The sequence below is a fragment of the Phreatobacter cathodiphilus genome (genome assembly GCF_003008515.1).
Taxonomy (GTDB): Bacteria; Pseudomonadota; Alphaproteobacteria; order Rhizobiales; family Phreatobacteraceae; genus Phreatobacter; species Phreatobacter cathodiphilus.
Genome location: NZ_CP027668.1, coordinates 4,316,763 through 4,340,141 on the forward strand (window position 1 = coordinate 4,316,763; position 23,379 = coordinate 4,340,141).

General features: G+C 70.7%; 22 protein-coding genes and 1 pseudogene. 12 read left to right on the forward strand and 11 right to left on the reverse strand.

What is annotated here, in order from left to right:
* Positions 1-4 precede the first annotated feature (4 nt).
* Together C6569_RS20755 and C6569_RS20760 are read right to left on the reverse strand one after the other, a co-directional pair.
* Complete coding sequence (locus C6569_RS20755) at positions 5-1,057, reverse strand: patatin-like phospholipase family protein (protein ID WP_106750647.1); 1,053 nt, start codon at positions 1,055-1,057, stop codon at positions 5-7.
* On the reverse strand, positions 1,057-1,845 hold the full coding sequence (locus C6569_RS20760; protein WP_181314022.1) for a 3-hydroxybutyrate dehydrogenase: 789 nt from the start codon (positions 1,843-1,845) through the stop codon (positions 1,057-1,059). Before C6569_RS20760 ends, C6569_RS20755 begins: the two co-directional genes overlap by 1 nt.
* Before the next feature lie 153 nt (positions 1,846-1,998).
* Between C6569_RS20760 and C6569_RS20765 the strand changes: the two genes are divergently transcribed.
* Positions 1,999-2,496, forward strand: coding sequence for a Fur family transcriptional regulator (locus C6569_RS20765; RefSeq protein WP_106750649.1), 498 nt, complete (start codon positions 1,999-2,001; stop codon positions 2,494-2,496).
* 3 nt (positions 2,497-2,499) lie between these two features.
* On the opposite strand, the gene C6569_RS20770 is transcribed toward C6569_RS20765, so the two are convergent.
* Positions 2,500-4,560: a HAMP domain-containing methyl-accepting chemotaxis protein gene (locus C6569_RS20770; RefSeq protein ID WP_181313843.1), complete on the reverse strand. Its 2,061-nt coding sequence runs from the start codon at positions 4,558-4,560 to the stop codon at positions 2,500-2,502.
* On the opposite strand from C6569_RS20770, the gene C6569_RS22060 reads away from it, so the two are divergent.
* From C6569_RS22060 to C6569_RS20780, 3 genes are all read left to right on the forward strand, one after another.
* A complete protein-coding gene (locus tag C6569_RS22060) occupies positions 4,475-4,687 on the forward strand; it encodes a hypothetical protein (protein ID WP_181314023.1) in 213 nt (70 codons plus the stop codon). The genes C6569_RS20770 and C6569_RS22060 overlap by 86 nt on opposite strands.
* 129 nt (positions 4,688-4,816) lie before the next feature.
* The gene (gene ispG / locus C6569_RS20775; protein WP_106750651.1) at positions 4,817-6,079 is read left to right on the forward strand and encodes a flavodoxin-dependent (E)-4-hydroxy-3-methylbut-2-enyl-diphosphate synthase; all 1,263 of its coding nucleotides are present in this window, start codon (positions 4,817-4,819) and stop codon (positions 6,077-6,079) included.
* A 3-nt stretch (positions 6,080-6,082) separates the two neighbouring features.
* Positions 6,083-6,940 carry an SDR family NAD(P)-dependent oxidoreductase gene (locus tag C6569_RS20780; RefSeq protein ID WP_106750652.1) on the forward strand — a complete coding sequence of 286 codons (858 nt, stop codon included), beginning with the start codon at positions 6,083-6,085 and terminating at the stop codon, positions 6,938-6,940.
* A gap of 468 nt (positions 6,941-7,408) precedes the next feature.
* On the opposite strand, the gene trxA is transcribed toward C6569_RS20780, so the two are convergent.
* The gene (gene trxA, locus C6569_RS20785) at positions 7,409-8,332 is read right to left on the reverse strand and encodes a thioredoxin (RefSeq protein ID WP_245898368.1); all 924 of its coding nucleotides are present in this window, start codon (positions 8,330-8,332) and stop codon (positions 7,409-7,411) included.
* A 303-nt stretch (positions 8,333-8,635) separates the two neighbouring features.
* Here trxA and C6569_RS20790 point away from each other — a divergent pair, with 303 nt between their 5' ends.
* Genes C6569_RS20790 through C6569_RS20800 form a run of 3 tightly spaced genes read left to right on the forward strand, consistent with a single transcriptional unit; the run spans position 8,636 to position 11,261 of the window.
* On the forward strand, positions 8,636-9,781 hold the full coding sequence (locus C6569_RS20790; RefSeq protein WP_245898182.1) for a CaiB/BaiF CoA transferase family protein: 1,146 nt from the start codon (positions 8,636-8,638) through the stop codon (positions 9,779-9,781).
* A gap of 3 nt (positions 9,782-9,784) precedes the next feature.
* Complete coding sequence (locus C6569_RS20795; RefSeq protein ID WP_106750655.1) at positions 9,785-10,546, forward strand: enoyl-CoA hydratase-related protein; 762 nt, start codon at positions 9,785-9,787, stop codon at positions 10,544-10,546.
* 52 nt (positions 10,547-10,598) lie between these two features.
* Positions 10,599-11,261 (forward strand): RraA family protein, encoded by a 663-nt coding sequence (locus C6569_RS20800; RefSeq protein ID WP_106750656.1) that lies wholly within the window; start codon positions 10,599-10,601, stop codon positions 11,259-11,261.
* 30 nt (positions 11,262-11,291) lie between these two features.
* On the opposite strand, the pseudogene C6569_RS20805 reads toward C6569_RS20800, so the two are convergent.
* Positions 11,292-12,086 (reverse strand): annotated as a pseudogene (locus tag C6569_RS20805) (YiiX/YebB-like N1pC/P60 family cysteine hydrolase); the annotation flags it as partial.
* A gap of 165 nt (positions 12,087-12,251) precedes the next feature.
* On the opposite strand from C6569_RS20805, the gene C6569_RS20810 reads away from it, so the two are divergent.
* The gene (locus tag C6569_RS20810; RefSeq protein WP_181313844.1) at positions 12,252-13,595 is read left to right on the forward strand and encodes a flavin monoamine oxidase family protein; all 1,344 of its coding nucleotides are present in this window, start codon (positions 12,252-12,254) and stop codon (positions 13,593-13,595) included.
* Positions 13,596-13,672: 77 nt separating this feature from the next.
* On the forward strand, positions 13,673-14,521 hold the full coding sequence (locus C6569_RS20815; protein ID WP_106750659.1) for a tetratricopeptide repeat protein: 849 nt from the start codon (positions 13,673-13,675) through the stop codon (positions 14,519-14,521).
* Positions 14,522-14,618: 97 nt separating this feature from the next.
* Here the strand turns inward: C6569_RS20815 and C6569_RS20820 are convergent, their stop codons facing one another.
* Positions 14,619-16,232, reverse strand: coding sequence for a phosphoenolpyruvate carboxykinase (locus tag C6569_RS20820; protein ID WP_106750660.1), 1,614 nt, complete (start codon positions 16,230-16,232; stop codon positions 14,619-14,621).
* 249 nt (positions 16,233-16,481) lie between these two features.
* Here C6569_RS20820 and C6569_RS20825 point away from each other — a divergent pair, with 249 nt between their 5' ends.
* On the forward strand, positions 16,482-17,531 hold the full coding sequence (locus tag C6569_RS20825) for a lysine-2,3-aminomutase-like protein (protein ID WP_106750661.1): 1,050 nt from the start codon (positions 16,482-16,484) through the stop codon (positions 17,529-17,531).
* A gap of 3 nt (positions 17,532-17,534) precedes the next feature.
* Positions 17,535-17,747: an alkylphosphonate utilization protein gene (locus C6569_RS20830; protein ID WP_106750662.1), complete on the forward strand. Its 213-nt coding sequence runs from the start codon at positions 17,535-17,537 to the stop codon at positions 17,745-17,747.
* Between the two features lie 396 nt (positions 17,748-18,143).
* Here the strand turns inward: C6569_RS20830 and C6569_RS20835 are convergent, their stop codons facing one another.
* Positions 18,144-18,647, reverse strand: coding sequence for a MaoC family dehydratase (locus C6569_RS20835; RefSeq protein ID WP_106751175.1), 504 nt, complete (start codon positions 18,645-18,647; stop codon positions 18,144-18,146).
* Between the two features lie 83 nt (positions 18,648-18,730).
* Complete coding sequence (sfsA, locus tag C6569_RS20840; RefSeq protein WP_106750663.1) at positions 18,731-19,459, reverse strand: DNA/RNA nuclease SfsA; 729 nt, start codon at positions 19,457-19,459, stop codon at positions 18,731-18,733.
* Between the two features lie 27 nt (positions 19,460-19,486).
* On the opposite strand from sfsA, the gene C6569_RS20845 reads away from it, so the two are divergent.
* Entirely contained in the window at positions 19,487-20,275 is a 789-nt protein-coding gene (locus C6569_RS20845; RefSeq protein ID WP_146144862.1) for a hypothetical protein, read from the forward strand.
* Positions 20,276-20,348: 73 nt separating this feature from the next.
* Here C6569_RS20845 and eutC read toward each other — a convergent pair whose 3' ends face one another.
* Genes eutC through C6569_RS20860 form a run of 3 tightly spaced genes read right to left on the reverse strand, consistent with a single transcriptional unit; the run spans position 20,349 to position 23,336 of the window.
* Positions 20,349-21,128 carry an ethanolamine ammonia-lyase subunit EutC gene (gene eutC / locus C6569_RS20850; protein ID WP_106750665.1) on the reverse strand — a complete coding sequence of 260 codons (780 nt, stop codon included), beginning with the start codon at positions 21,126-21,128 and terminating at the stop codon, positions 20,349-20,351.
* Positions 21,125-22,513: an ethanolamine ammonia-lyase subunit EutB gene (locus C6569_RS20855; protein WP_106750666.1), complete on the reverse strand. Its 1,389-nt coding sequence runs from the start codon at positions 22,511-22,513 to the stop codon at positions 21,125-21,127. Before C6569_RS20855 ends, eutC begins: the two co-directional genes overlap by 4 nt.
* A 34-nt stretch (positions 22,514-22,547) precedes the next feature.
* Positions 22,548-23,336, reverse strand: a complete 789-nt coding sequence (locus C6569_RS20860) for a phosphodiesterase (RefSeq protein WP_181313845.1) — start codon at positions 23,334-23,336, stop codon at positions 22,548-22,550.
* Between the last annotated feature and the right edge of the window lie 43 nt (positions 23,337-23,379).

A 23,379-nucleotide genomic window follows, 5' to 3' on the forward strand; every position in this document is an offset into this window, starting at 1 on the left:
AGCCTCAGGCCCACTCGGCGGCGATCTCGGCCTCGAGGTCGAGGGTGGAGCGCTCGCCGATGTCGGCGAAATGCGCCTTCAGGAAGCGCCGCGCCGCCTTCTTGCCGGCGGCGTTGAGCTCTAGCAGGAAATCGTAGTCGGTGAGCACCTTGGAGCCGGCGGTGAGCCCCTTGATCGAGTCGCCCAGCGCGATGCGGTGCAGGTTCACCCGCTTGTACTCGCCGGGCTTGCGGCCGCGCGGCAGGCGCCCCTCGTTGACGAGGCGGGCGACGAAGGCCGCGGCCCTCAGTTCGGCCTGCAGCGAGGAGTTGAAGGTAATCTCGTTCAGCCGGTCGACGATGCCGCGCGAGGTCGTCGGCGTCTCGTGGCGCACCACCGGGTTGATCTGCACCAGCAGCACGTCCTCGGCATCCGTCGCCCGGTAGAGCGGGAAGATCGGCGGATTGCCCATATAGCCGCCGTCCCAGAACGGCGTGCCGTCGATCTCCACCGCCTTGAACAGGGTGGGCAGACAGGCCGAGGCCATCACCGCCCGGCAGGTGATGTGCTCGCGCCGGAAGATCGTCAGCTTCCCCGTCTGCACGTTGGTCGCCGAGATGAAGACCTTGACCCCGTCGAAGGCGGCGAGCCGCTCGAAGTCGACGAATTTCCGGATCAGGTCCTCCAGCGGGTTGATGTCGAAGGGATTGAGGTCGTAGGGCGAGAAATAGCGCTGCATGGCGTTCACCCAGGTCTCCATCAGCGAGCCCTCGTAGGGCGCCACGGAGAACAGCCGGTCGAGCGCGCGGCGCTGCAGCGGAGTCATGCTGCCGTCGACGGAGGCCGCCTTCCAGAACCGGGCCAGCCGCTCGCGCGCCGCCTCGGGTCCGCCCTCCGCCAGGCCGTCGGCGAGCAGCACGGCGTTGACGGCGCCGGCGGAGGCTCCGGTCACGCCCTCGATGACCAGCCGCCCGTCGCGCAGGATCTCGTCGAGCACCCCCCAGGTGAAGGCGCCGTGGGCGCCTCCGCCCTGCAGGGCGAGGTTGATGGCCTTGGTCGCTTTCGGCGCCTTCGCCATCACGCCGCCGTCCAGCCGCCGTCGATTACGTTGTTCGAGCCGGTGATGTTCTTGGCCGCGTCCGAGCAGAGCCACAGGGCGAGCGCCGCCACCTCTTCCACCCGCACGAACTGCTTGGTCGGCTGGGCGGCGAGCAGCACGTCGTTCATGACCTGCTCCTTGGTCATGCCGCGCGCCTTCATCGTGTCGGGGATCTGCTTCTCGACCAGCGGGGTCCAGACATAGCCCGGCGAGATGCAGTTGGCGGTGATGCCGTGGGTGGCCAGTTCCAGGGCGATGGTCTTGGTGAAGCCGAGCAGCCCGTGCTTGGCCGCCACATAGGCCGACTTGAAGGGCGATGCGACCAGCGAATGGGCCGAGGCGATGTTGACGATGCGGCCGTGCTTGCGCGCCTTCATGCCCGGCACCACCGCCTTGGCGAGGTGGAACGAAGCCGTCAGGTTGATTGCGAGGATGGCGTCCCACTTCGCGGTGGGGAATTCCTCCACCGGCGAGACGAACTGGATGCCGGCATTGGAGACGACGATGTCGACCTTGCCGAAATCGGCCTCGGCCGCGCGCACCATGGCCGTGATCTCTTCCGGCTTCGTCATGTCGGCGGGCGAGAACAGAACCTTGCGGCCGGTATCGGCGGCGAGCTTCGCCCGCGTCGCCTCCAGCTCGGCCGCCTCGCCGAGGCCGTTCAGCATGACGTCGACGCCGGCTTCCGCGAGGGCGGTCGCGATGGCGAGCCCGATACCGCTGGTCGATCCCGTGACGATCGCGCTCTTTCCCGCAAGGCTCATGATCCCTATCTCCTCCGTCGGCGGCCGTGGCCCGCCCCGCCATCACTGGCGCGGGTTGTGTCGCAATGCAACATGGCGATACGGCGGCGCCCGCTTTGGCCCGTCCGCCCGCCATGCTAGGAAGCTGGAACCCCGGAACCGCGAAGGCAAGCAGCGATGCTGAAGACCCGACACGCGCACGATCACGCCTGCGAGCACGGCCATCCGCCGGTCGACGTGCTGAAGGTGGCCGAGGCGCGCTGCGCGGAGAAGAAGCTGAAGCTGACGCCGATCCGCCGCGAGGTGCTCTCCCACCTGGCGGCATCGCCGGCCCCCGTCGGCGCCTACGACCTGATCGAGCGCATGCACCGCGAGAGCGGCCGCCGCCCGGCCCCGATCAGCGTCTATCGCGTGCTGGACTTCCTGCTGGAAGCGGGCCTCGCCCATCGCATCGAGAGCCGCAACGCCTTCGTCGCCTGCGCCCACCGCCACGAGAGCCGCGACCTCGTCGTCTTCATGATCTGCGATTCCTGCGGCTGCGTGTCGGAGGCCTCCGGCGCGCCGGTGGAGAAGGACCTCGCTGCCATCGCGAAGGCCGCCGGCTTCCGGCCGGCGACCCAGGTGGTGGAGATGTTCGGCCGCTGCGCCCATTGCGGAACGCCGGCCGAAGCCTGAGCCTCAGGCGGCGCGAAGGGCCTCGACGAAGGTCTGCACCTCCGCCTGCAGCGTCCCGGCATTGGTCGACAGGTCGCTGGCGAGGTCCATCAGCGCATGGGCGGAGCGGCCGGTGGCCTCCGCCGCCTGGCCGACGCCGCCGATCGTCCCCGTCACGCCGGTCGCCGCGCCGGCGGCGCGCTGGCAGTTGTCGGCGATCTCCGAGGTGGCCGAACCCTGCTCCTCCACCGCGCTCGCCACCGCCGCCGTGATCTCGCGGATCTGGCCGATGCTGCCGGCGATGGCGTCGATGGAATCCACCGTCTCGGCCGTCGCGTTCTGGATCTCCGCCACCTTGGCGGCGATGTCCTCGGTCGCCTTGGCGGTCTGCGCCGCGAGGCTCTTCACCTCCGAGGCGACGATGGCGAAGCCGCGGCCTGCCTCGCCCGCCCGCGCCGCCTCGATGGTGGCGTTGAGGGCGAGGAGATTGGTCTGGTCGGCGATGGCCTTGATCAGGTTGATGACGTCGCCGATGCGGTCGGCGGCGGTGGCGAGGTTGCGGATCTGGCCCTCGGTCACCCGGGCATCGGCCACGGCCTTCTCCGCGCTCTGCGACGAGCGCGCCACCTGCACGTTGATCTCGCGCACCGAGGCGGCGAGCTCCTCGGTGGAGGCGGCCACCGTCTGCACGTTGACCGAGGCGGTCTCCGCCGCTCCCGCCACCTCGCCGGCCTGGCGGCTGGTCTCCTCGGCGGTGGCCGAGAGGTCGCGCGCGGCGTCCTCGACCCGGCCGGACGAGGCGGTGAAGGTCTCGGCCAGCGCGCTCATGCGGGCGACGAAGTCCTCCGCCACCGCGTTGCGGCGGGCGAGGCGTTCGGCCTCCGCCGCGCGGGCCGCGTCCTGGGCCGCGCGGGCCTCCTCCGCCGCCGCCATGGTGTCGCGGAACACCTCCATCGTGCCGGCCATGGCGCCGATCTCGTCGCGCCGGCCGAGGCCCGGAATGGCGGTGTCGAGGGCGCCCTCCGACAGGCTCCGCATCGCCCGGGTCATGCCGGCGATGGGCGTCGCGATCATCCGCGACAGCAGGAAGGCGATGACGAGGCCGGCGAGGGCCGAGAGCCCGGCCGCCGCGAGCAGGAGGGTCGACAGGCTGCGCGCCCGGTCGGTCGCCGCCGCGGTCTCGGCGGCGAGCAGACCCGTCTGCTGGTCGATCAGGCCGCCCTTGCGTTCGCCACCGGCGGCGAGCGGCCCCTGCAGCGCGGTGAGGATCTTGTCGCTGATCGGCGCCACCCGGTCGGTCAGGTGGTTCATCGGCCCGTTCCAGGTCGGCCCGCTGCGCTCGTTGATCACCAGCGTCGCGCCGCGGCGGATGGAGATGATGCCGACGCGCACGCGGTTCAGCACCCGCATCTGGTCGGGCGACATGGAGCCGGTCATGTCGGTGATGGTCTTCAGCCGGGCATTGACCGTGTTCCACGCCTGCTCGAACTGCGCCTTCTCCGCGTCCTGGCCGCGGTGGACGAAGCCGCGCAGGTCGCGGACCGCGGAGAGAATGCTCGCCTGCAGGCCGACCGCGGCGCCGAGCAGCCGCTCGTTGGCCTGCGGGTTCTGGATCTCGCGGGTGACGAGCTCGGTCAGCGCCGCCTCCAGCGGCTGGAGCTGCGGCGTCACCATCCGCTCATAGGTGGTCAGCGCCGGATACTGCGCCGGGGTGTTGATGAGCGCGAGCAGTGCCTTGTGGGCCTCCTCGAGCTGCTCGAACAACGGCCTCACCGCGGTCCAGGAGGCGCGCTGCTCATCGGTCGAGAACGAGGAGGCGAGCCCGTCCATCCGGTCGCGGCTCTCCTTCAGGCTGGCCCAGGCCGTGTCCCATCGCGACAGGTTGACGTCGTCGGGAGCGATCATCTGGTCGCGCAGCGCGATGCCGGTCTGCGACAGGTCGTCCGCCATCTTCATGCCGAGCAGCGCCGTGGGCGAGCGCACCGACGAGACCTGTTCCATGCTCGCGGCGATCTGCCCCGCCTGCCAGACAGAAAACCCTGCGCTGGTTGCGGCGATGACGATCAGTGCCGCGAAGCCAATCACAAGTTTAGCGCGCAGATTAAGGGCGATCATGCTGAATTTCCATGTCCGGGAGCCGGCGGAATCTTCAAGCCGCAGGCTGAACAGGACGTTAAGTTTCCGGTTGCGGCCGGGTTTTGTTGCAACCTGACGCTGGGTGATCCGTAATGTTCCGGAAGACGTTCGCGTGCCGGTGCCCCTTTGCGCGCCATCACCGCGTAGCGCTGGCGCGCCACGGTCGCAGTCGCTATTTGAACGGGGTCAGCGGAGACGAGAAGCGATGATCCAGGGATTTGGGGTGAAGCCCCGGCACCGGACGGTCGGCGTGACGGTCGGCCGGGGCGCCGCGGCGGTGACCGTCGGCGGCGGCGCGCCCATCGTCGTCCAGTCCATGACCAACACCGACACCGCCGACATCGAGGCGACGGTGCGCCAGGTGGCGGCCCTCGCCCGCGCCGGCTCCGAACTCGTGCGCATCACCGTCGACCGCGACGAGAGCGCCGCGGCGGTGCCGCACATCCGCGAGAAGCTGATGCGCATGGGCGTCGGCGTGCCGCTGGTCGGCGACTTCCACTATATCGGCCACAAGCTGCTGGCCGACCATCCCGCCTGCGCCGAGGCCCTCGACAAGTACCGCATCAATCCCGGCAACGTCGGCTTCAAGGACAAGAAGGACCGGCAGTTCGCGATGATCGTCGAGAAGGCGGCCGAGTACGGCAAGGCCGTCCGCATCGGCGCCAACTGGGGCTCGCTCGACCAGGAGCTGCTCACCCACCTGATGGACGAGAACGCGAAGAGCCCCGAGCCGCTCGACGCCCGCGCCGTCATGCACGAGGCCATGGTGCAGTCCTGCGTCCTCTCCGCCGACCGTGCCGTCGAGATCGGCCTGCCGAAGGACCGCATCATCCTCTCCGCCAAGGTCTCCGCCGTGCAGGACCTCATCGCCGTCTACCGCATGCTGGCGGCGCGCTGCGACTACGCCCTGCATCTCGGCCTCACCGAGGCGGGCATGGGTTCGAAGGGCATCGTCGCCTCCTCGGCCGCCCTCGGCGTCGTGCTGCAGGAGGGCATCGGCGACACGATCCGCGTCTCGCTGACGCCCGAGCCGAACGGCGACCGCACGCTGGAGGTCAAGGTGGCGCAGGAGATCCTGCAGACCATGGGCATCCGCACCTTCGTGCCACTTGTGGCGGCCTGTCCGGGCTGCGGGCGCACCACCTCCACCCTGTTCCAGGAGCTTGCCCAGGACATCCAGGGCTTCATCCACGCCTCCATGCCCGAGTGGAAGACCCGCTATCCCGGCGTCGAGGCTCTGAACGTCGCGGTCATGGGCTGCATCGTCAACGGCCCGGGCGAATCGAAACATGCCGACATCGGCATCTCCCTGCCCGGCACCGGCGAGAACCCGGCCGCCCCCGTCTTCGTCGACGGCGAGAAGGTCACCACCCTGCGCGGCCCGACGCTCGCCGCCGACTTCAAGGCCATGGTCATCGACTACATCGACAAGCGCTACGGCGTCGGCTCCCGTCAGGCGGCGGAATAGGCCATGCAGTCCTGCATCGTCACCGGCGTGTCCTCGGGCATCGGCGAGGCGATCGCCACCGATCTGGTGAAGCGCGGCTGGCGCGTCTTCGGCACGGTGCGTCGCGCCGAGGACGGCGAGCGGATCGAGAATGATCTCGGCCCGTCCTTCACGCCGCTCGTCTGCGACGTCACCGACGTCGACGGCCTGTCGCGCGCCGCCGCGCGGGTGGCGGAGCTGCTCGGCGGCACCCCGCTCGACGGGCTCGTCTGCAATGCCGGCATCTCCCTGCCCGGGCCGCTGCTGCACCAGTCGCTCGACGAACTCGACCGGCAGTGGAAGGTCAACGTCCTCGGCCAGATCGCCACCGTCCAGGCCTTCGGCCCCCTGCTCGGCGCCCAGGAGGGCTTTTCCGGCCGCCCGGGGCGCATCGTCATGATGTCCTCGGTCTCGGGCAAGCTCGCCTGGCCCTTCGTCGGCGGCTATGCGGCCACCAAGCACGCGCTGGAGGCGGTGAGCCATGCGCTCCGCCGCGAGCTCATGCCCTTCGGCGTCGACGTGGTCATCGTCGGCCCCGGCCCGATCGCCACGCCCATCTGGGAGAAGTCGGCCGGCGCGGTGGAGAAGTCGCGCTACCAGGGAACCTTCTACGGCCCGCTGATCGAGCGCTTCGAGCGCGAGGTCCTCGCCCGCGCGAAACACGCCCTGCCGGCTTCCGCCGTGGCCGAGGTGGTGCACACCGCCCTCACGGCCGCGAGCCCGAAGGTGCGCTACACCATCACCCCGTCGCCCCTCATGAACTGGCTCCTGCCGCTCGCCCTGCCGGCCCGCTGGCTCGACCGGATCGCGGCGAAGAGGCTGGGTCTGACGCGCAAGGGCTAGGGTCGACAGGGCTGCACCAGCGCCGCCGCGGCTTCACCTCTCCCCGGCGGGGAGAGGTGAAGAAGCGCGCCATGCCCCACCACCCGTCACCCCCGGCGAGGCCGAAGGCCGAGGGAAGGGGGTCCAGGAGGGACAGGCAACAGGCGTCGGGGGCAGCGTTCGGCGGCCCCGATCCCTCTCCCCCTCACCCGCCTCGCTGCGCGCGTCGACCTCTCCCCGCCGGGGAGGGGTGAAGCAGCGCGCCGCACGCCACCACCCGTCACCCCCGGCGAGGCCGAAGGCCGAGGGAAGGGGGTCCAGGAGGGGCAGGCAACAGGCGTCGGGGGCAGCGTCCTTGCAACCCCTGGATCCCCTTCCCCTCGCTGCGCTCGGCCGGGGATGACGGGCGCTACGCGCTCCGAAGCGCTCGCATTTGTCGGAGGAGCGTCGGTGACTGCGCTTCTTCGGGAAGCGCAAGCACCCTGACCCTCAGCGGAACAGCAGCGACGACAGCTTGCGCCGGCCGGCGAGCGTCGCCTCGTCCATCGGCCCCCAGGCCTCGAAGAACTGGACGAGCTGTTTCCGCGCGCCGTCCTCGTTCCAGGTGCGGTCGCGCCGGAAGATCTCGAGGAGGTGGTCGGTCGCCTCCTCGCGCTTGCCCTGGGCGTTGAGCGCCACGGCGAGGTCGAAGCGGGCCTGGTGGTCGGCCGGGTTCTGCGCCAGCTTGTGCTCGAACTCGTGGATGGGGCCGAGATCGGCCGCCTGTTCGGCGAGTTCGAGGGCGGCGCGGGCGGCGGCCACCGACTTGTCGTTCGCCTTGTCGGCCGACACCTGCTCGAGGATCGCCTTGGCCTGGTCGAGGTCGCCGGTCTCCACCGCACAGCGGGCGAGGCCCGCCAGCGCATGCAGGTTCTCCGGCTCGGCGCCGAGCACCTGGGCATAGATCTGGGCGGCACCCGCCGCGTCGCCGTCCACCAGCGCCGCGTCGGCGGCGGCGAGGATTTCGGCGACGTCGGGGCTCACCTTGCCGCCCACCAGCTTGTCGATGAAGGCCTTCACCTGGCTCTCGGGCAGGGCCCCCATGAAGCCGTCGATGCCCTGGCCCTTGTCGAAGGCGATGACCGCCGGGATCGACTGGATGCCGAGCTGCCCGGCGATCTCCGGGTGCTTGTCGATATCCATCTTCACCAGCTTCACCTTGCCCTTGAAGGACTGCACGACCTTCTCGAGCACCGGGGTGAGCTGTTTGCAGGGGCCGCACCAGGTGGCCCAGAAGTCGACGAGGACCGGCTGCTTCTTCGATTCCTCCAGCACGTCCTTCACGAAGTCGCGGGTCGTGGTGTCCTTGATGAGGTCGCCGGGCGCCGCCGCGGCGGCGGCCGGGGCCGGTGCCGGGGCCGCCTGAGGCGCCATGCCGCCGAAGCTGCCGCCATAGGAACCGCCGAAGGACGCGCCGAATTTCGCGCTGCCGTTGCCGCTCATGGACATCTCCCTCGCGCGGGAGCCCCCCGGGGTCGCCGCGCATGCACCGTTTCAGTCGTCGCATAGATGGCCGCTCGGGCTCAAAATGCAACGCCCAATTGGTCGCGCGCCCGTCGGCGTCCGCCCTTCGGCCTCCCCCGGAAGGCCGGTCGCCGTCGCCTTGACTGTCGCCGGCCCGGCTTTAGCGTTCCGCGGAAAGCATGGGGCCGCCGAAGCGCGGCCGGGGAGGACGACGTGACCAGAAGCGGCCCGCTTGCCGGCGTGACTATCGTCGAGTTCCAGGGCCTCGGCCCCGGTCCCTTCTGCGCCATGATGCTGGCCGATCTCGGCGCCGACGTCATCCGCATCGACCGCGCCGGCAGCGCCGCCTGGAACGCCGGCGACGCGCTCGGCCGCGGCCGCCGCTCGGTGGCGGTGGACCTGAAGAAGCCCGGCGCCGCCGACCTCGTGCTGAAGATCCTCGAAGGCGCCGACGCCCTGCTGGAGGGCTTCCGCCCCGGCGTCATGGAGCGCCTCGGCCTCGGGCCCGACGTCTGCCTGAAGGCCAATCCGCGCCTCGTCTACGGCCGCATGACCGGCTGGGGCCAGGACGGGCCCTACGGCCCGGCACCGGGCCACGACATCAATTATCTCGCCCTGTCCGGCATGCTCTGGCCGCTCGGCCCCGCCGACCGCCCGCCCGTGCCGCCGCTCAACCTCGCGGCCGATTTCGGCGGCGGCGGCATGATGCTGGCGCTCGGCATGGTGGCGGCGCTCTACAGCGCGAAGAGTTCGGGCAGGGGCCAGGTGGTGGACGCCGCCATGGTCGACGGCGCCGCCGTCCTTGGCACCATGATCTTCGGCATGATCAACGCCGGCACCTGGAAGGTGGCGCGCGAGGCCAACATGCTCGACGGCGGCGCGCCCTTCTACGGCGTCTACGACACCGCCGACGGCAAATATGTCTCCATCGGCTCGCTGGAGCCGCAGTTCTACGCCGAGCTTCTGAAGGGCCTGAACCTCACCGATCCGCGCTTCGCCAAACAATGGGACAAGGCCATGTGGCCGGACCTGCGCGAGGCCATCGCAGCGACCTTCCGGTCGAAGACGCGCGACGAGTGGACGGCCCTGCTCGACGGCCGCGAGATCTGCTACGCGCCGGTGCTCGATCCGCTGGAAGCCGCGGCCCATCCCCACAACGTCGCACGCGGCACCTTCGTCCAGACGCCGGAGGGGCCGATGCCGAAGCCGGCGCCCCGCTTCTCCGGGACACCCACCGAGGCGGCGCCCGCCGCCCGCGGTCCCGGCGCCGAGACGCGCGCCGTCCTCGCCGCCGCCGGCCTCTCCCCCACCGACATCGACGCGGCCTTCGCATCCGGCCTCGTCGCCGAAAGGACCTGAACCATGGCCGTCATCTACGAGGTCTCCGAGGGCATCGCGACGCTGACCCTCGACCGCCCCGACCGTCTCAACGCCTTCAACGACGACCTCGTGCGCGGCGCGCTGAAGGCGATCGCCGAGGCCAGGGTCGATCCCGCCGTCAAGGCGCTGGTGCTCACCGGCAACGGCCGCGGCTTCTGCGCCGGCGCCGACCTCGCGGGCGGTCTCGCGCCGACCGGGGAGGGGGTCAACGCCGCCATGCGCGACCTCTACAACCCGCTGATCCTCGCCATCGACGACTTCCCCAAGCCCACCGTCGCCGCCATCAACGGCGTCGCCGCCGGCGCCGGCGTCGGGCTCGCGCTGTCCTGCGACATCGCGGTCGCTGCGCGCTCGGCGTCCTTCGTCCTCACCTTCGGCCCGCAACTCGGCCTCGTTCCCGATCTCGGCGTCACCTGGTTCCTGCCGCGCGCCATCGGCCGCGGCCGGGCCCGGGCCCTCGCCCTCCTCGGCGACAAGCTGCCCGCCGAGAAGGCGGCGGAATGGGGCCTGGTCTGGACCTGCGTCGACGACGCGGAGTGCCTGTCGACGGCGCGCGCCCTCGCGACGCGGCTCGGCCGGGGCTCGGCGGAAGCCTTCTTCGAGATCCGCCGGCTGATGGACCGCGCCGAAACCAGCGACCTCGCCTCGCAGCTCGACGCCGAGCGGGAGACCCAGATCGGCCTCATCGTCAAGCCGGCCTTCATGGAGGGCGTGCGCGCCTTCCTTGCGAAGAAGGCGGGCTGACACGGGCGCTGAACGCCCTATCCTCCTGGCAACGATCAGGAGGAACGCCGGAATGACCGACACATTCGACGACATCATCGCCGCGGCGCGCCCGGTCATCGCCGCCGCCCCCGTGTGCGACGCGCTGGACGAGCACGGCCTTCACCACCAGATCCTGCCGCCCTCCATCCGCCCGGTGGACGACGGCACGGTGCTGTTCGGGCCGGCCCGCACCGGCGGCTACAAGGTCATCTCCGGCTTCGTCGAGGGCATCTACGACCTCGAAATGGCGCTCGTCGACGACCTGAAGCCCGGCGAGGTCTGCGTCATGGCCACCGGCGGCAATACGGACATCGGCCCCTGGGGCGAGCTCCTCTCCACCCGCGCCCGCCATCTGGAGGCCGCCGGCTTCCTCACCGACGGCGCCGCCCGCGACGTCGTCGCCATCCGCGCCATGGGCTTTCCGGTCTTCACCGCGGCCCTCTCGCCGGCCGATACCCAGTATCGCGGCATGATGGTGGAGAAAGACGTGCCCATCACCATCGGCGGCGTGTCGATCGCGCCCGGCGACGTCCTGGTCGGCGACGTCGACGGCGTGGTGGTGGTGCCGCGGGCCCAGGCGCTCGCCGTGCTCTCCACCGCCATGACCAAGATCACCGGCGAGCGGCGGATGCGCGCCGACCTCGAGGCGGGCATGTCGCTCGCCGAGGCCTTCCGCAAGCACGGCCTCCTGTGAGGATCAGGCGACGCTGCTCAGCGTCGGCGCCGCGTCCTCGCCGGCCGGCTCGGCCGGGGCGTCGCCCCATCGCAGCTTCTTGTAGTTGAAGCCGCGCTGGATCGTCGGTTTGACGATGGCGAAGTAGGGCGAGATGTCGAAGTCGCGCGGCGCGTAGAGGGAGTGGTGGCGGATGTGCAGGATCTCCCGCCGCGCCGCCTGACCCTTTACCCGCTGCTCTCCGTCCTTCGCGCAGCGCTCCACCTTCGGCAGGATCGGATAGCGCACCTGCTCGAAGGCCTGGGCGATGAGCGTCGAGCAGATCGCCCGCGTCGGGTCGCCCGAGCCGAAGGCGATCATCCGCCGCCGCCACCGCACCGGGATCGGCAGGGGGATGAGGAAGCGCAGCATGTCGAGGATGTTCTTCAGGTCGTAGTCGAGGCCGATGCGCTCGATCATGAACCGGCAGGCCTGCTGCTGGTCGGCTTCCGTCAGCCCCACCGGCCGGCAGACGCGGGTGTGGAAGTCGCGGTACTTGGACAGCGGCGCCGAGATCACGCCGTCGCCGAGATAGGCCTCCACCAGCACGTGGGGCTCGCCGTCGGGTTCGCAGAGCCCCTGGATCGGACCGACATACATGGCCGCATGCGACCAGGTCGACTGGGTGAGATATTTGATGACGGCCGAAATACGCGTGTCGCCCTCGACCAGCAGGATGTCGCCGGGCCGCAGCGCGGCGCGCAGCGCGTTCGGGTCGCTCGGCGTGGTCGGCTCATAGCCCGGCGAACGCTTGTCCAGGATGGCGGCGATGCGCCGCCCCAGGGCGTCGAGAATGCGGTCTCCCATGGTGGTCCCTCCCCAGGGACGTCCTTGTTCGGACGGCAAAGTCTCTGTCGCGCCGGGTTGACAAGGGGTTCACGTTTGCGGTCCCGATCGCCGCGACGCTGCCATTTGCCTGTGATAGGCCTCGACCATGATCGGGAATCGCCCAGCACGATGAACGGACCGTTGATGACCCGGCGCCGCCTGCTCGCCGCCTCCGCGCTCGTCCCCGCAGCCCCGGCGCTCGGCCAGAACGCGCGTCCCGCGCCCGCCGAGGCCGACGTGGTGGTGGTCGGCGCAGGCGCCGCCGGCATCGCCGCCGCGCGCAAGCTCACCGCCGCCGGTCGCAGCGTCATCGTCCTCGAGGCCAAGGACCGGCCCGGCGGCCGCTGCATCGCCGACACCGTCAATTTCGGCATGCCGATGGATCTCGGCGCCCACTGGATCCATGCGCCGGAGGACAATCCGCTGGTGCCGCTGGCGCGCGCCGCCGGCTTCCAGCTCTACGACGATCCCGAGCGGGCGCGCCTCCTCGTCAAGGGCCGTCGCCCCCGCGAGGGCGAGTGGGAGGCCTATGCCTCGGCCCTGACCCGCGCCCAGCGCGCCATCCTCGATGCGGGTGAGGCCGGCCGCGAGATCTCGCTCGCCGCCGCCATGCCGACCAACCTCCGGGACTGGCAGGCGACGGTCGCCTTCCTCAAGGGGGCGTGGGATTCCGGCAAGGAGCTCGCCGACATCTCCTGCGTCGACTTCTACAACGCCATCGAGACCCGCGACCTCTTCTGCCGCCAGAGCTACGGCGCCATCCTGGCGAAGCTCGCCGAGGGGCTGCCGATCCGCCTGTCGACCGCCGTGACGCGGATCGACTGGTCGGGGCGGGGCGTCGTGGTGGAGACGCCCGCCGGCACCATCCGCGCCCGCGCCGCCGTCGTCACCGCCTCCACCGCCGTCCTCGCCGCCGGCACCATCCGCTTCGCCCCCGCCCTGCCGAAGCGCCAGGCCGACGCCATCGCGGCCCTCTCCTGCGGCGCCTACGAGCATCTCATCGTCCACCTGCCCGGCAATCCGATGGAGGCAGGGGCCGACGAGCCCTTCGTCGTCAAGGCCGACACCGCCGCCACGGCCAAGCCACTCGCCCGCATCGGCGGCTCCGACTGGTGGTATCTCGACATCGGCGGCAGCTTCGCCCGCGATCTCGCCACGGCGGGGCCGGCTCCCATGAAGGCCTTCGCGGCGGAATTCATCGGCAACGAATTCGGCCCGCAGGCGCGCCGCGCCATGGGCGAGGTCCACGTCACCTCCTGGGTGACCGACCCCTTCGTCCGCGGCGCCTGGTCGGTGGCCGGTCCCGGCGCCACGGGCCAGCGGCTGCGGCTCGCCGAACCCGTCGGCCAGCGCATCCACTTCGCGGGGGAGGCCACCGACGAGGGCCTGTGGGGCACGGTGGGCGGCGCCTTCGCCTCCGGCGAGCGGGCGGCCGACCAGGCTCTGCGCTGGCTGCAGCCGCCGGCCCGGTCCCGCCGCCGCGGCTGAGCCGTCTTAGCGGCTCGTTAACGTTAACGGATTATGACCCGGAGACTTGCCGCACGTCCTGTCCCGCGGAGTCCGTCATGCCGATCGCGTCCCTGTCTGTCCGGCCCCTCGTCCTGGTCGTCGCCCTCTCGGCCCTCGTCTCCGGCGGCTGCTCGCTGAGCGCCCGTTCGGGCCGCGGCGACATCACCGGCTCGGTGCGCACCGGCCCCTACAGCGAGCAGGCGGCCCGCAGCGAGATCGAGGGGCTGGCCTCGCGCTACCGGTCGAGCCCCACCGACACCGGCAACGCCATCCGCTATGCCCGCGCCCTGCGCGCCACCGGCCAGTCCGCCCAGGCGGTCGCCGTGCTGGAGCGCACCGCCATCCGAGAGCCGGGCAATCCCGTGCTGATGGGCGAGTTCGGCCGCGCCCTCGCCGATGTCGGTCGCCACGACCAGGCGCTGCAGGTGCTCGGCCGCGCCCACCGGGCCGACCAGCCGGACTGGCGCATCGTCAACGTCCAGGCCTCCATCTACGACCAGATGGGCCGGCCGCAGGAGGCGCAGGCGCTCTACACCGACGCCCTCAAGATCGCGCCCGGCGAGCCCTCCATCCTGTCCAATCTCGGCCTGTCCTATGCGCTCTCGCGCCAGCTCCCCCAGGCCGAACAGGCGCTGCGCCAGGCCGCCGCCCACCCCCAGGCCGACAAGCGCGTGCGCCAGAACCTCGCCCTCGTCGTCGGCCTCCAGGGACGTTTCGCCGAGGCCGAGGAGATCGCCCGCAAGGACCTGCCGCCCGCCGAGGCCGAGCAGAACGTCGCCTATCTGCGCTCCATGGTGACGCAGCAGAACTCCTGGGCGCAGATCCGCCAGAGCGAGCGCCGCGGGCAGGCCCAGCGCCCGGCGGGACAGACGCCCGTCGCCGCTCCCTCCGCCCCGCGGAGCTGAGGCCTGCATCGACGCACTCGGCTGATGCAGGGCGCCCGCCCAAACGAAAAAGCCCGGCGCTTTGGCCGGGCCTTTCCAACACCGATGGGCGAAGAACTCACTCCGCCGCGAGCTGCACGGCAGGGGCAGCCGCCTTCACGTCCGCGTCCACATAGGGCTCGAACTTGGCGAAATTGTCCTGGAACATCTGCACCAGCTTGCGCGCCGTCGCGTCGAACTCGGCTTTGTCGCGCCAGGTCTTGATCGGATAGAGCATGTGCGGCGGCACGCCCGGCACCGAGGTCGGCACCGCGAAGCCGAAATAGGGGTCGCGGCGGAAGTCGGCGCGGTTGAGCGAGCCGTCGAGGGCCGAGCGCAGCAGCAGGCGCGTGATCGAGATCGGCATGCGGCGGCCGACGCCGTGCTTGCCGCCGGTCCAGCCGGTGTTCACCAGCCAGCAGTCGACGTGGTGCTTGGCGATGAGCTCGCGCAGCAGGTTGCCGTATTCCGACGGATGGCGCGGCATGAAGGGCGCGCCGAAGCAGGTCGAGAAGGTCGGCTGCGGCTCGGTGACGCCCTTTTCCGTGCCGGCGACCTTGGCGGTGAAGCCGGAGAGGAAGTGATACATCGCCTCCGCCGGGGTCAGCTTGGCGATGGGCGGCATCACGCCGAAGGCGTCCGCGGTCAGCATCACGATGTTCTTCGGATGGCCGGCGCGGCCGGTCTCCGAGGCGTTGGCGATGAAGTGCAGCGGATAGGCGATGCGGGTGTTCTCGGTCTTCGAGCCGTCGTCGAAGTCGGGCACGCGCGACACCGGATCGATGACCACGTTCTCCATCACCGAGCCGAAGCGCTCGGAGGTGGCGTAGATCTCGGGCTCGGCCTCGCGGGAGAGCTTGATCGCCTTGGCGTAGCAGCCGCCCTCGAAGTTGAAGACGCCGTCCTTGCCCCAGCCGTGCTCGTCGTCGCCGATCAGCGTGCGCGAGGCATCCGCCGAGAGCGTCGTCTTGCCGGTGCCCGACAGGCCGAAGAACACGGCGACGTCGCCGTTCGGACCCACGTTGGCCGAGCAGTGCATGGGCATGACGTGCTGCGGCGGCAGCAGGAAGTTGAGCATGGTGAAAACGCTCTTCTTCATCTCGCCGGCATAGGAGGTGCCGCCGATCAGCACGATCTTGCGGGTGAAGTCGCAGGCGATGACCGTCTCGGTGCGCACGCCGTACTTCTTCGGGTCGGCCTTGAACGAGGGCAGGTCGACGATGGTCATGTCCGGCACGAAGGCGGCGAGATCCTCGCGTTTCGGGCGGATCAGCAGGTTGCGGATGAACAGGTTGTGCCAGGCATATTCGGTGAAGACGCGGGTCTTCAGCCGCGTCGTCGGGTCGGCGCCGCCGTAGAGGTCCTGGGCGAAGAGCTCGCGGCCCTTGGCATGCTCCAGCATGTCGGCCATCAGCAGGTCGAAGGCCTCCGGCGAGATGGCGCCGTTGTTGTCCCACCAGACGGTCTTCTCCGTCGTGGCGTCGCGCACCACGAACTTGTCCTTCGGCGAGCGGCCGGTGTGCTGGCCGGTCTCGGCCACCAGCGGGCCGCCGGCGGAGAGCTTGGCCTCGCCGCGGGCGATCGATTCCTCGACCAGTTGCGGCTCCAGATAGTTCCAGTGCAGGGCCTTCAGCCCCGAAAAGCCGAACGCTTCGGCCCCATGCGCCTTGTTCCAGGTTCCGGTCTCGGCCAAGGAAGTCCTCCCCTCAGGGTCCGCGTCTCGGCGCTTGCCGCGCCTTGGAATGCCATGCAGTCAGGCGCCGGGTCCGGGGGGCCGCGGCGGAGGCAAACCCCGTAATCCAAAGGCTCTTTGCCGGCAAGCCCGACGGAGGGCTGATCGACCTCCCGCGCAGAGCTTTTTCGTCAACGGCGGCGGCCCGCGGGAGGTTCCCTGCGACCGGCGGCCCTTGCCTTTGCACGCGCGAGGGACCATGAGGCCGCCATGACCCGCCCCGACCGCACCCTGCGCACGGCGGCCGACCTCGTCGCGGCCGGCCTGATCGCGCCCGCCGCCGCCGCCGACGCGGCGCGGGTGGGCGAGCGCTACGCCGTCGCCGTGACGCCCGCCATGGCGGCCCTCATCGCCGCGGCCGGCGGCGCTGACCCCGTCGCGCGTCAGTTCCTGCCCGATATCCGCGAACTCGACAGTCGCCCCGAGGAGCGCGCCGACCCGATCGGCGATGAGGCCCATTCGCCGCTGCCCGGCATCGTCCACCGCTATCCGGACCGCGTCCTCCTCAAGATCGTCCATGTCTGTCCGGTCTATTGCCGCTTCTGCTTCCGCCGCGAGATGGTGGGTCCCGGCGGCAAGGGGGCGCTGGACGAGGCCGAGCTCGCCGCGGCGCTCGCCTATATCGCGGCGCGGCCGGAGATCTTCGAGGTCATCCTGACCGGCGGCGACCCCTTCGTGCTCTCCGCGCGGCGGGTGCGGGAGCTCACCCGCGCCATCGCCGCCATTCCCCATGTCCAGGTCATCCGCTGGCACACCCGGGTGCCCGTCGTCGCGCCGGAGCGGGTGACGGCCGATTTAGCCCGCGCCCTGCGCGCGGCCGGAAAGGCGGTCTATGTCGCGATCCACGCCAACCATAGCAGCGAGTTCACCCCCGCCGCCTGCGAGGCGCTCGCCCGGCTCGCCGATGCCGGCATCGCCCTCGTCAGCCAGTCGGTGCTGCTGCGCGGCGTCAACGACGACCCCGACACCCTTGCGGCCCTGATGCGCGCCTTCCTCGCCAACCGGGTGAAGCCCTATTACCTGCACCATCCCGACATGGCGCCGGGCACCGCCCATTTCCGCCTCTCCGTCGCCGAGGGGCAGGCGCTGATGCGCGCCCTGCGCGGCCGCCTCTCCGGCCTCGCCCAGCCGACCTACGTGCTCGACATCCCCGGCGGCGAGGGCAAGGTCCCCGTCGGCCCCGCCTATTTCGGCGACGGCGAGGTCGCCGATTGGCGCGGCGCGCGCCACCCCTATCCCCCGGTATCGACGAAGGACTGACCCATGGACGTGAAGGATTCCAACGGCGCCATCCTCAAGGACGGCGACAGCGTCACCATCATCAAGGATCTCAAGGTGAAGGGCACCTCGGTGACGCTGAAGCGCGGCACGCGGGTGAAGTCCATCCGCCTCACCGACGACCCCGACGAGGTCGAATGCAGCGTCGACAAGGTCAAGGGCCTGGTCCTGCGGACGGAGTTTCTGAAGAAGGCGTGAGGGCATCCGCCCTGGCGCTCTGCAGGTCGCAAGTGCGTCCTTCGAGGCTCGCCGCCGGACGATGCCGACGCATCGCCGGGCGCTCGCACCTCAGGATGAGGGGGGATGTGCCTGGCATGTCCCGCCGGGTCGTCGGCTGACGACCGAAGTGCCGGTCACAACCCCCCTCATCCTGAGGTGCGAGGCCGGAACGGCCGAGCCTCGAAGGACGCACTTGCCATGTGCAGCGCGCCTCCGCATCCGATCGGCCGTCACCCCCGGCGAGCCCGAAGGGCGAGGGAAGGGGGTCCAGGGCCGGCGCGCATCCGCCTTGAACTCTCCCCCTCACCCGCCTCGCTGCGATCGTCGACCTCTCCCCGCCGGGGAGAGGTGAAGGCAGCGCTTCGGTCCCTGCCCTCACCCCTTCGGCTCGGGTCGGTGCTTGCCGCCCGGGCCCTGGCCACGCCGATAGACCATCACAGTCCGCCTGAACGTGATCACCACGTCGCCCGCCTGCGTGTAGCCCTTGGTGCGCACGGTGAGGATGCCGACCTCCGGCCGCGAGCCGGAATCGCGCTTCTCCAGCACCTCGCTCTCCGAATAGATCGTGTCGCCCTCATAGACCGGGGCCGGCAGGCGCACCTCGTCCCAGCCGAGATTGGCGAAGACGTTCTGGCTGATGTCGGTCACCGACTGTCCCGTCACCAGCGCGATGGTGAAGCAGGAATTGACCAGCGGCTTGCCGAAGCCGGTCGCCGCCGCATAATTGGCGTCGAAGTGCGGATGGGCGGTGTTCTGGGTGAGCAGCGTGAACCAGATGTTGTCGGCCTGGGTCACCGTGCGCCCGAGCGGGTGCTTGTAGACGTCGCCGATTTCGAAATCCTCGAAGAAGCGGCCCTGCCAGCCCGGTTTCACGCTCATGCCGTCGCTCCCGCTGTCGCGGCGCGCCGGCCGCATCGTCGGCCCTTCATGGAAGAGCTGGACTGTCGCGGCAAGCCCGCCGATCAGGCGGGGGCACGCGCCTCCGCCATCTCCACCGCCCGCTCAACCGTGATCGCCTCGGGGGTGAGGCGGCAGCGATAGGCGAGCATCTCGACGCCGCGCGCCCGCGCCCGGTCGAAGGCCCTGCCATAGTCCGGGTCGATGTCGCGGGCGAGGGCGAAGCGTTCGGCCCCGCCATACTGGATCAGGAAGACCATCACCGCGCGGTGCCCGGCCTCCGCCATGTCGCCGAGCTCGTCGAGATGCTTCGCCCCGCGCGTCGTCACCGAATCGGGAAACTCGGCGAGGCCCGGCCGGCGCATCAGGTGGACGTTCTTCACCTCGACGTAGCAGTCCGGCCGGCCCGGCCCGGTCAGCACCATGTCGACGCGGCTCGCCCTGCCATAGGTGACCTCGCGGCGCAGCCTGTCGTAGCCGGCGAGCGGCGCGATCGTGCCGTCGCCGATCGCCTCCTCCACCAGCGCGTTGGGATGGGCGGTGTTGATGCCGACCAGCTCCGGCCCGCGGCCGAACTCCGCCTCCACCAGCTCCCACGACAACGGGAGCTTGCGCGCCGCATTGGCCGAGCGCGACAGCCAGACCCGGTTGCCCGGCGCGTTGAGGCCGAGCATGGCGCCGGGATTGGCGCAATGGACGGTGACGGCCTCGCCGGTGTTGAGCACGACATCGGCCAGGAAGCGCTTGTAGCGCTTGATGAGTCGGCCGGGGACGAGGGGGGTGGGGAACTTCACGAATACAACTCAGGATAAGTTTTGTTATTGTCAGACAATCGTCCCGGGAGGGAGGCGGCTTCGATGAACAGCACATTGTCTACCGTCGTGCAGGTTCTGAAACCGCCCCTCGATCTGCTCGCGGACGTGGGCAAGCTCAATCCCGGATTTACGTCCATCGCCGTAATGCTGCCCATCCTCGCGGCCGCCATGGCGGCGGCGCTCAGCTATTTCGACAACGACCCTGCGACGGCCTTCCTCATAGGTGTCGTCGCCGCCGCCTTCTTGATCTTGCTGCTCGTCGTGTCCGCCATCGCCAAGGGCATCCCCGATTTGACGGCCACCATAGTCTGGTTCGTCCGGTTCGTCCTGATGATGTTCGCCCTCGTGCTGGCGGTCCTGTTCACGTCGGTGGTCTTCGCCTGGCCTCGCGAGCCCCATTGCATCTTCACCGTCAAGCGTGACGCCGCATGCGCGGCCGTCGGCGCCGTCACGGCTCCGTCGACGACAGCCCCGTCCGCCGGCGCTGCGCCTCCCCCACAGGCGCAGTGGGAAGACTATCGGGTGTTCCCCCACTATCTGGGAACCGACCTCACCAAGGTCGACGCTCTCCGCCGGACCCTGGTCGGACGTGGCTGGTCCGTCCAGCGCCCGGAGGACATGGAGGGAAAGCTGCGAGGGTCGTGGAACGAGATCCGGGTCAATGCGGAGATGGACCGCGCTGCGGCGGAGCGACTGGCCAACGACGTATCGACCGGCCTCGACGGGCGACCGATCCGAATCCGTATCCATCCGAGGGTGCGAGTCGATCGACCCGAGATCTGGATCAGCAACTGACCGGGTGTGAGCTGCCGGAGCACGCCTCCCGAACCTTCTTGCTGACTGGTGCGTCCACGGCGGTGGCGGCTGCCTAGGCCCCGCCTTCCGACAGCGCGACGCCGTCCCCCGCCGACAGCGCGGCGCCGTCGCTCTCGTCCTTCAGCTCGACGCCGGTGAGGCGGCGGGCGAGGGCCTCCTTCATCAGCCACACCGCCTTGAAGGCGGCGATGCCGGGAGACAGGCCGGCGCCGTGGACGTTGGAGATGCAGTTGCGCTCGCCGTCGCTGCGACCCGGCCGCGGCCCGTGGGTGAGGTAGAGGCCGAGGCTGTCGGGCGAGGAGAGGCCCGGCCGTTCGCCGATCAGCACGAGGGCGAGCCGCGCGCCGAGGATCTCGCCCACCTCGTCGCCGAGGGCAACGCGCGCCTGCCGCGCGACGACGACGGGGCCGAGCCGCCAGCCCTCGCGCTGAACCTGCGGGAGGAGCGCCGCGACGACGGCCGCCGCATGGGCGTGGACGGCGCTGGAGGACAGGCCGTCGGCGATCACCAGCGCGAGGTCCACGGGGTCTGCGGCATGGTCCGCGAGCCCTGCGCGGCTCGCCCCGGAGAGGCGGCGGCCGAGATCGGGCCGCAGAAGATAGGTCTGGCGCGTGTCGGCGGCGCTCTCCACGATCACCGTGGCAGGTCCCAGCGCGGCGATCTCGCCGGCCACCCGTTCCGCGTCGAAGGGCATGTGGACGGCGTCCCGCGCCGTGGCATGGGCGAGGGCGAAGCGCAGCGTCTGTGCCGTGGTCTGCGCCGATCCGGTGCGGCCGAGGCCGATGCGCGCCGGCGTCAGTGCCGCGAGCTCCTGCCAGATCGCCCGGCTCATGCGGCGAGGCCCGTCATCTGCGCCAACAGCGGCGCGTTCTCCGCCCGCGGCGTCAGCCTTCCGTCCGGCCCGGTGATGCCCTGGCGGCGCAGCCAGTCCTCGAATTCCGGCGCCCGCTTCAGGCCCAGCACGTCGCGGATGTAGAGCTGGTCGTGAAACGAGGTGGACTGGTAGTTCAGCATCACGTCGTCGGCCCCCGGCACGCCCATGATGTAGGTGACGCCGGCCGCCCCCAGCAGCGTCAGCAGCGTGTCCATGTCGTCCTGGTCGGCTTCGGCGTGGTTGGTGTAGCAGACGTCGCAGCCGAGCGGCAGGCCCATCAGCTTGCCGCAGAAATGGTCCTCGAGGCCGGCGCGGATGATCTGCTTGCCGTCATAGAGATATTCCGGGCCGATGAAGCCGACGACGGTGTTGACCAGCAGCGGCTCGTAGGCCCGCGCCACCGCATAGGCCCTGGCCTCCAGCGTCTGCTGGTCGACGCCGTGATGGGCGTCGGCCGACAGGGCCGATCCCTGGCCTGTCTCGAAATACATGACGTTGTCGCCGAGCGTGCCGCGCTTCAGCGACCGGCCGGCCTCGAGGCCCTCCTTCAGCACGGCGAGGTCGATGCCGAAGGAGCGGTTGGCGGCTTCCGTCCCCGCCACCGACTGGAACACGAGGTCGACCGGCGCGCCGCGCTCGATGAGCTGGATCGAGGAGGTGACGTGGGTCAGCACGCAGCCCTGGGTCGGGATGTCGAAGCGGGCGATGATCTCGTCCAGCAGCTTCAGGAGGTCGGAGAGCGCCGCCAGGCTGTCGGAGGCCGGGTTGATGCCGATGGTGGCGTCGCCCGTGCCGTAGAGCAGGCCGTCGGCGATGGAGGCGGCGATGCCGCGGGCATCGTCGGTCGGGTGGTTCGGCTGCAGGCGCACCGCCATGGTGCCGGGCAGGCCGATCGTGTTGCGGAACCGGGTCACCACCCGGCACTTGCGGGCGACGGCCACGAGGTCCTGGTTGCGCATCACCTTCGAGACGGCCGCCGCCATCTCCGGGGTGATCCCCGGCGCCAGCGCCGCCAGGCGTTCCGTCGTCGCCGCGTCGGAGAGCAGCCAGTCCCGAAAGCCGCCGACGGTCAGGTGCGAGACGGGCGCGAAAGCCGCGGCGTCGTGGCGATCGAGAATGAGCCGCGTCACCTCGTCGGTCTCGTAGGGGACGAGGGGCTCGCTGAGGAACAGCCTCAGCGGCTGGTCGGCCAGCGCCATGCGCGCCGCCACCATCTCCTCGGCGGAGGTCGCGGCGATGCCGGCGAGCTGGTCGCCCGAGCGCAGCGGCGTCGCCTTGGCCATCAGGTCGGCGAGATTCCGGAACACGTGGCTGTGCCGGCCGACGGTCTGGCGGAAGGTCATGACGCAGTGCTCACGGGCGCGGCTCCGGTGCGGCTCACAGGTCGGGGTGCTCCTCGACGAAGAGCGTGTGGCTGACGACGCCCTCGCCCTGGTCCCAGAGGTGAAGCATGAACTGTGCCGGCTCGCGCTTGAATCGATAGGGCGCGGCGGGGTCGAGGTCGAAGTCCATGGCGTGGGAGGCCGAGGGCGCGAGGCGGATCGGCACGCCGGCGATGCTCGCCTGGATGGCGCGGTGCACATGGCCGCAGAGGATCGCCTGGGTGCCCGGATGGGCGGCGAGCAGGGCGGCGAGTTCGGCCGTGCCGCGCCTGAGACCGATGGCGTCCATGGCGGCGAGGCCGGTCGTGAAGGGCGGATGGTGCATGACGATCAGCCGCTCCCGCCCCTGCGTCTCCCGCAGCCGCTCCTCCAGCCAGGCGAGGCGGCGCTCGCAGAGTTCGCCATGGGAGGCCCCGTCGGGGGCGAGCGTGTCGAGGCCGATCACCACGCCCGCGCCGAACGCCCGCATGCTGCACAGGAAGCCGCCCGCGATGGTTCCCGTCGCCTCCGGCAGGGCGGCGGCCATGGCCTCGCGCACGTCGTGATTGCCGGGGACCGCCAGCATGGGCAGGCCGATCCGCGCCAGCCGCTCGGCGAGGATGGCATAGACCTCCGGCGTTCCCTCCTCGGCGAGGTCGCCGGAGACCACCAGCAGGTCCGGCCGCGGGCGCAGCGCGGCGAGCCGCGGCACGGCGCGGTCGAGGGCGGCGAGCGTGTCGAAACGGCCGGCGAAGAGGGTGCCGGGGCGGACGATGTGGGTATCGGTCAGGTGGGCGATCAGCATGGGCGGCATCGGCGGGCATCAGGCGGCGGGAATCGCCGCACAG

Excerpts from the sequence above, each read along its gene's own strand:
- C6569_RS20755 (WP_106750647.1), bottom strand. The coding sequence starts at position 1,057 with ATGGCGAAGGCGCCGAAAGCGACCAAGGCCATCAACCTCGCCCTGCAG.
- C6569_RS20765 (WP_106750649.1), top strand. The coding sequence starts at position 1,999 with ATGCTGAAGACCCGACACGCGCACGATCACGCCTGCGAGCACGGCCAT.
- C6569_RS22060 (WP_181314023.1), top strand. The coding sequence starts at position 4,475 with ATGCTCGCGGCGATCTGCCCCGCCTGCCAGACAGAAAACCCTGCGCTG.
- ispG (WP_106750651.1), top strand. The coding sequence starts at position 4,817 with ATGATCCAGGGATTTGGGGTGAAGCCCCGGCACCGGACGGTCGGCGTG.
- C6569_RS20780 (WP_106750652.1), top strand. The coding sequence starts at position 6,083 with ATGCAGTCCTGCATCGTCACCGGCGTGTCCTCGGGCATCGGCGAGGCG.
- trxA (WP_245898368.1), bottom strand. The coding sequence starts at position 8,332 with ATGGCGCCTCAGGCGGCCCCGGCACCGGCCCCGGCCGCCGCCGCGGCG.
- C6569_RS20795 (WP_106750655.1), top strand. The coding sequence starts at position 9,785 with ATGGCCGTCATCTACGAGGTCTCCGAGGGCATCGCGACGCTGACCCTC.
- C6569_RS20800 (WP_106750656.1), top strand. The coding sequence starts at position 10,599 with ATGACCGACACATTCGACGACATCATCGCCGCGGCGCGCCCGGTCATC.
- C6569_RS20810 (WP_181313844.1), top strand. The coding sequence starts at position 12,252 with ATGACCCGGCGCCGCCTGCTCGCCGCCTCCGCGCTCGTCCCCGCAGCC.
- C6569_RS20815 (WP_106750659.1), top strand. The coding sequence starts at position 13,673 with ATGCCGATCGCGTCCCTGTCTGTCCGGCCCCTCGTCCTGGTCGTCGCC.
- C6569_RS20825 (WP_106750661.1), top strand. The coding sequence starts at position 16,482 with ATGACCCGCCCCGACCGCACCCTGCGCACGGCGGCCGACCTCGTCGCG.
- C6569_RS20830 (WP_106750662.1), top strand. The coding sequence starts at position 17,535 with ATGGACGTGAAGGATTCCAACGGCGCCATCCTCAAGGACGGCGACAGC.
- C6569_RS20835 (WP_106751175.1), bottom strand. The coding sequence starts at position 18,647 with ATGAGCGTGAAACCGGGCTGGCAGGGCCGCTTCTTCGAGGATTTCGAA.
- eutC (WP_106750665.1), bottom strand. The coding sequence starts at position 21,128 with ATGAGCCGGGCGATCTGGCAGGAGCTCGCGGCACTGACGCCGGCGCGC.
- C6569_RS20855 (WP_106750666.1), bottom strand. The coding sequence starts at position 22,513 with ATGACCTTCCGCCAGACCGTCGGCCGGCACAGCCACGTGTTCCGGAAT.
- C6569_RS20860 (WP_181313845.1), bottom strand. The coding sequence starts at position 23,336 with ATGCTGATCGCCCACCTGACCGATACCCACATCGTCCGCCCCGGCACC.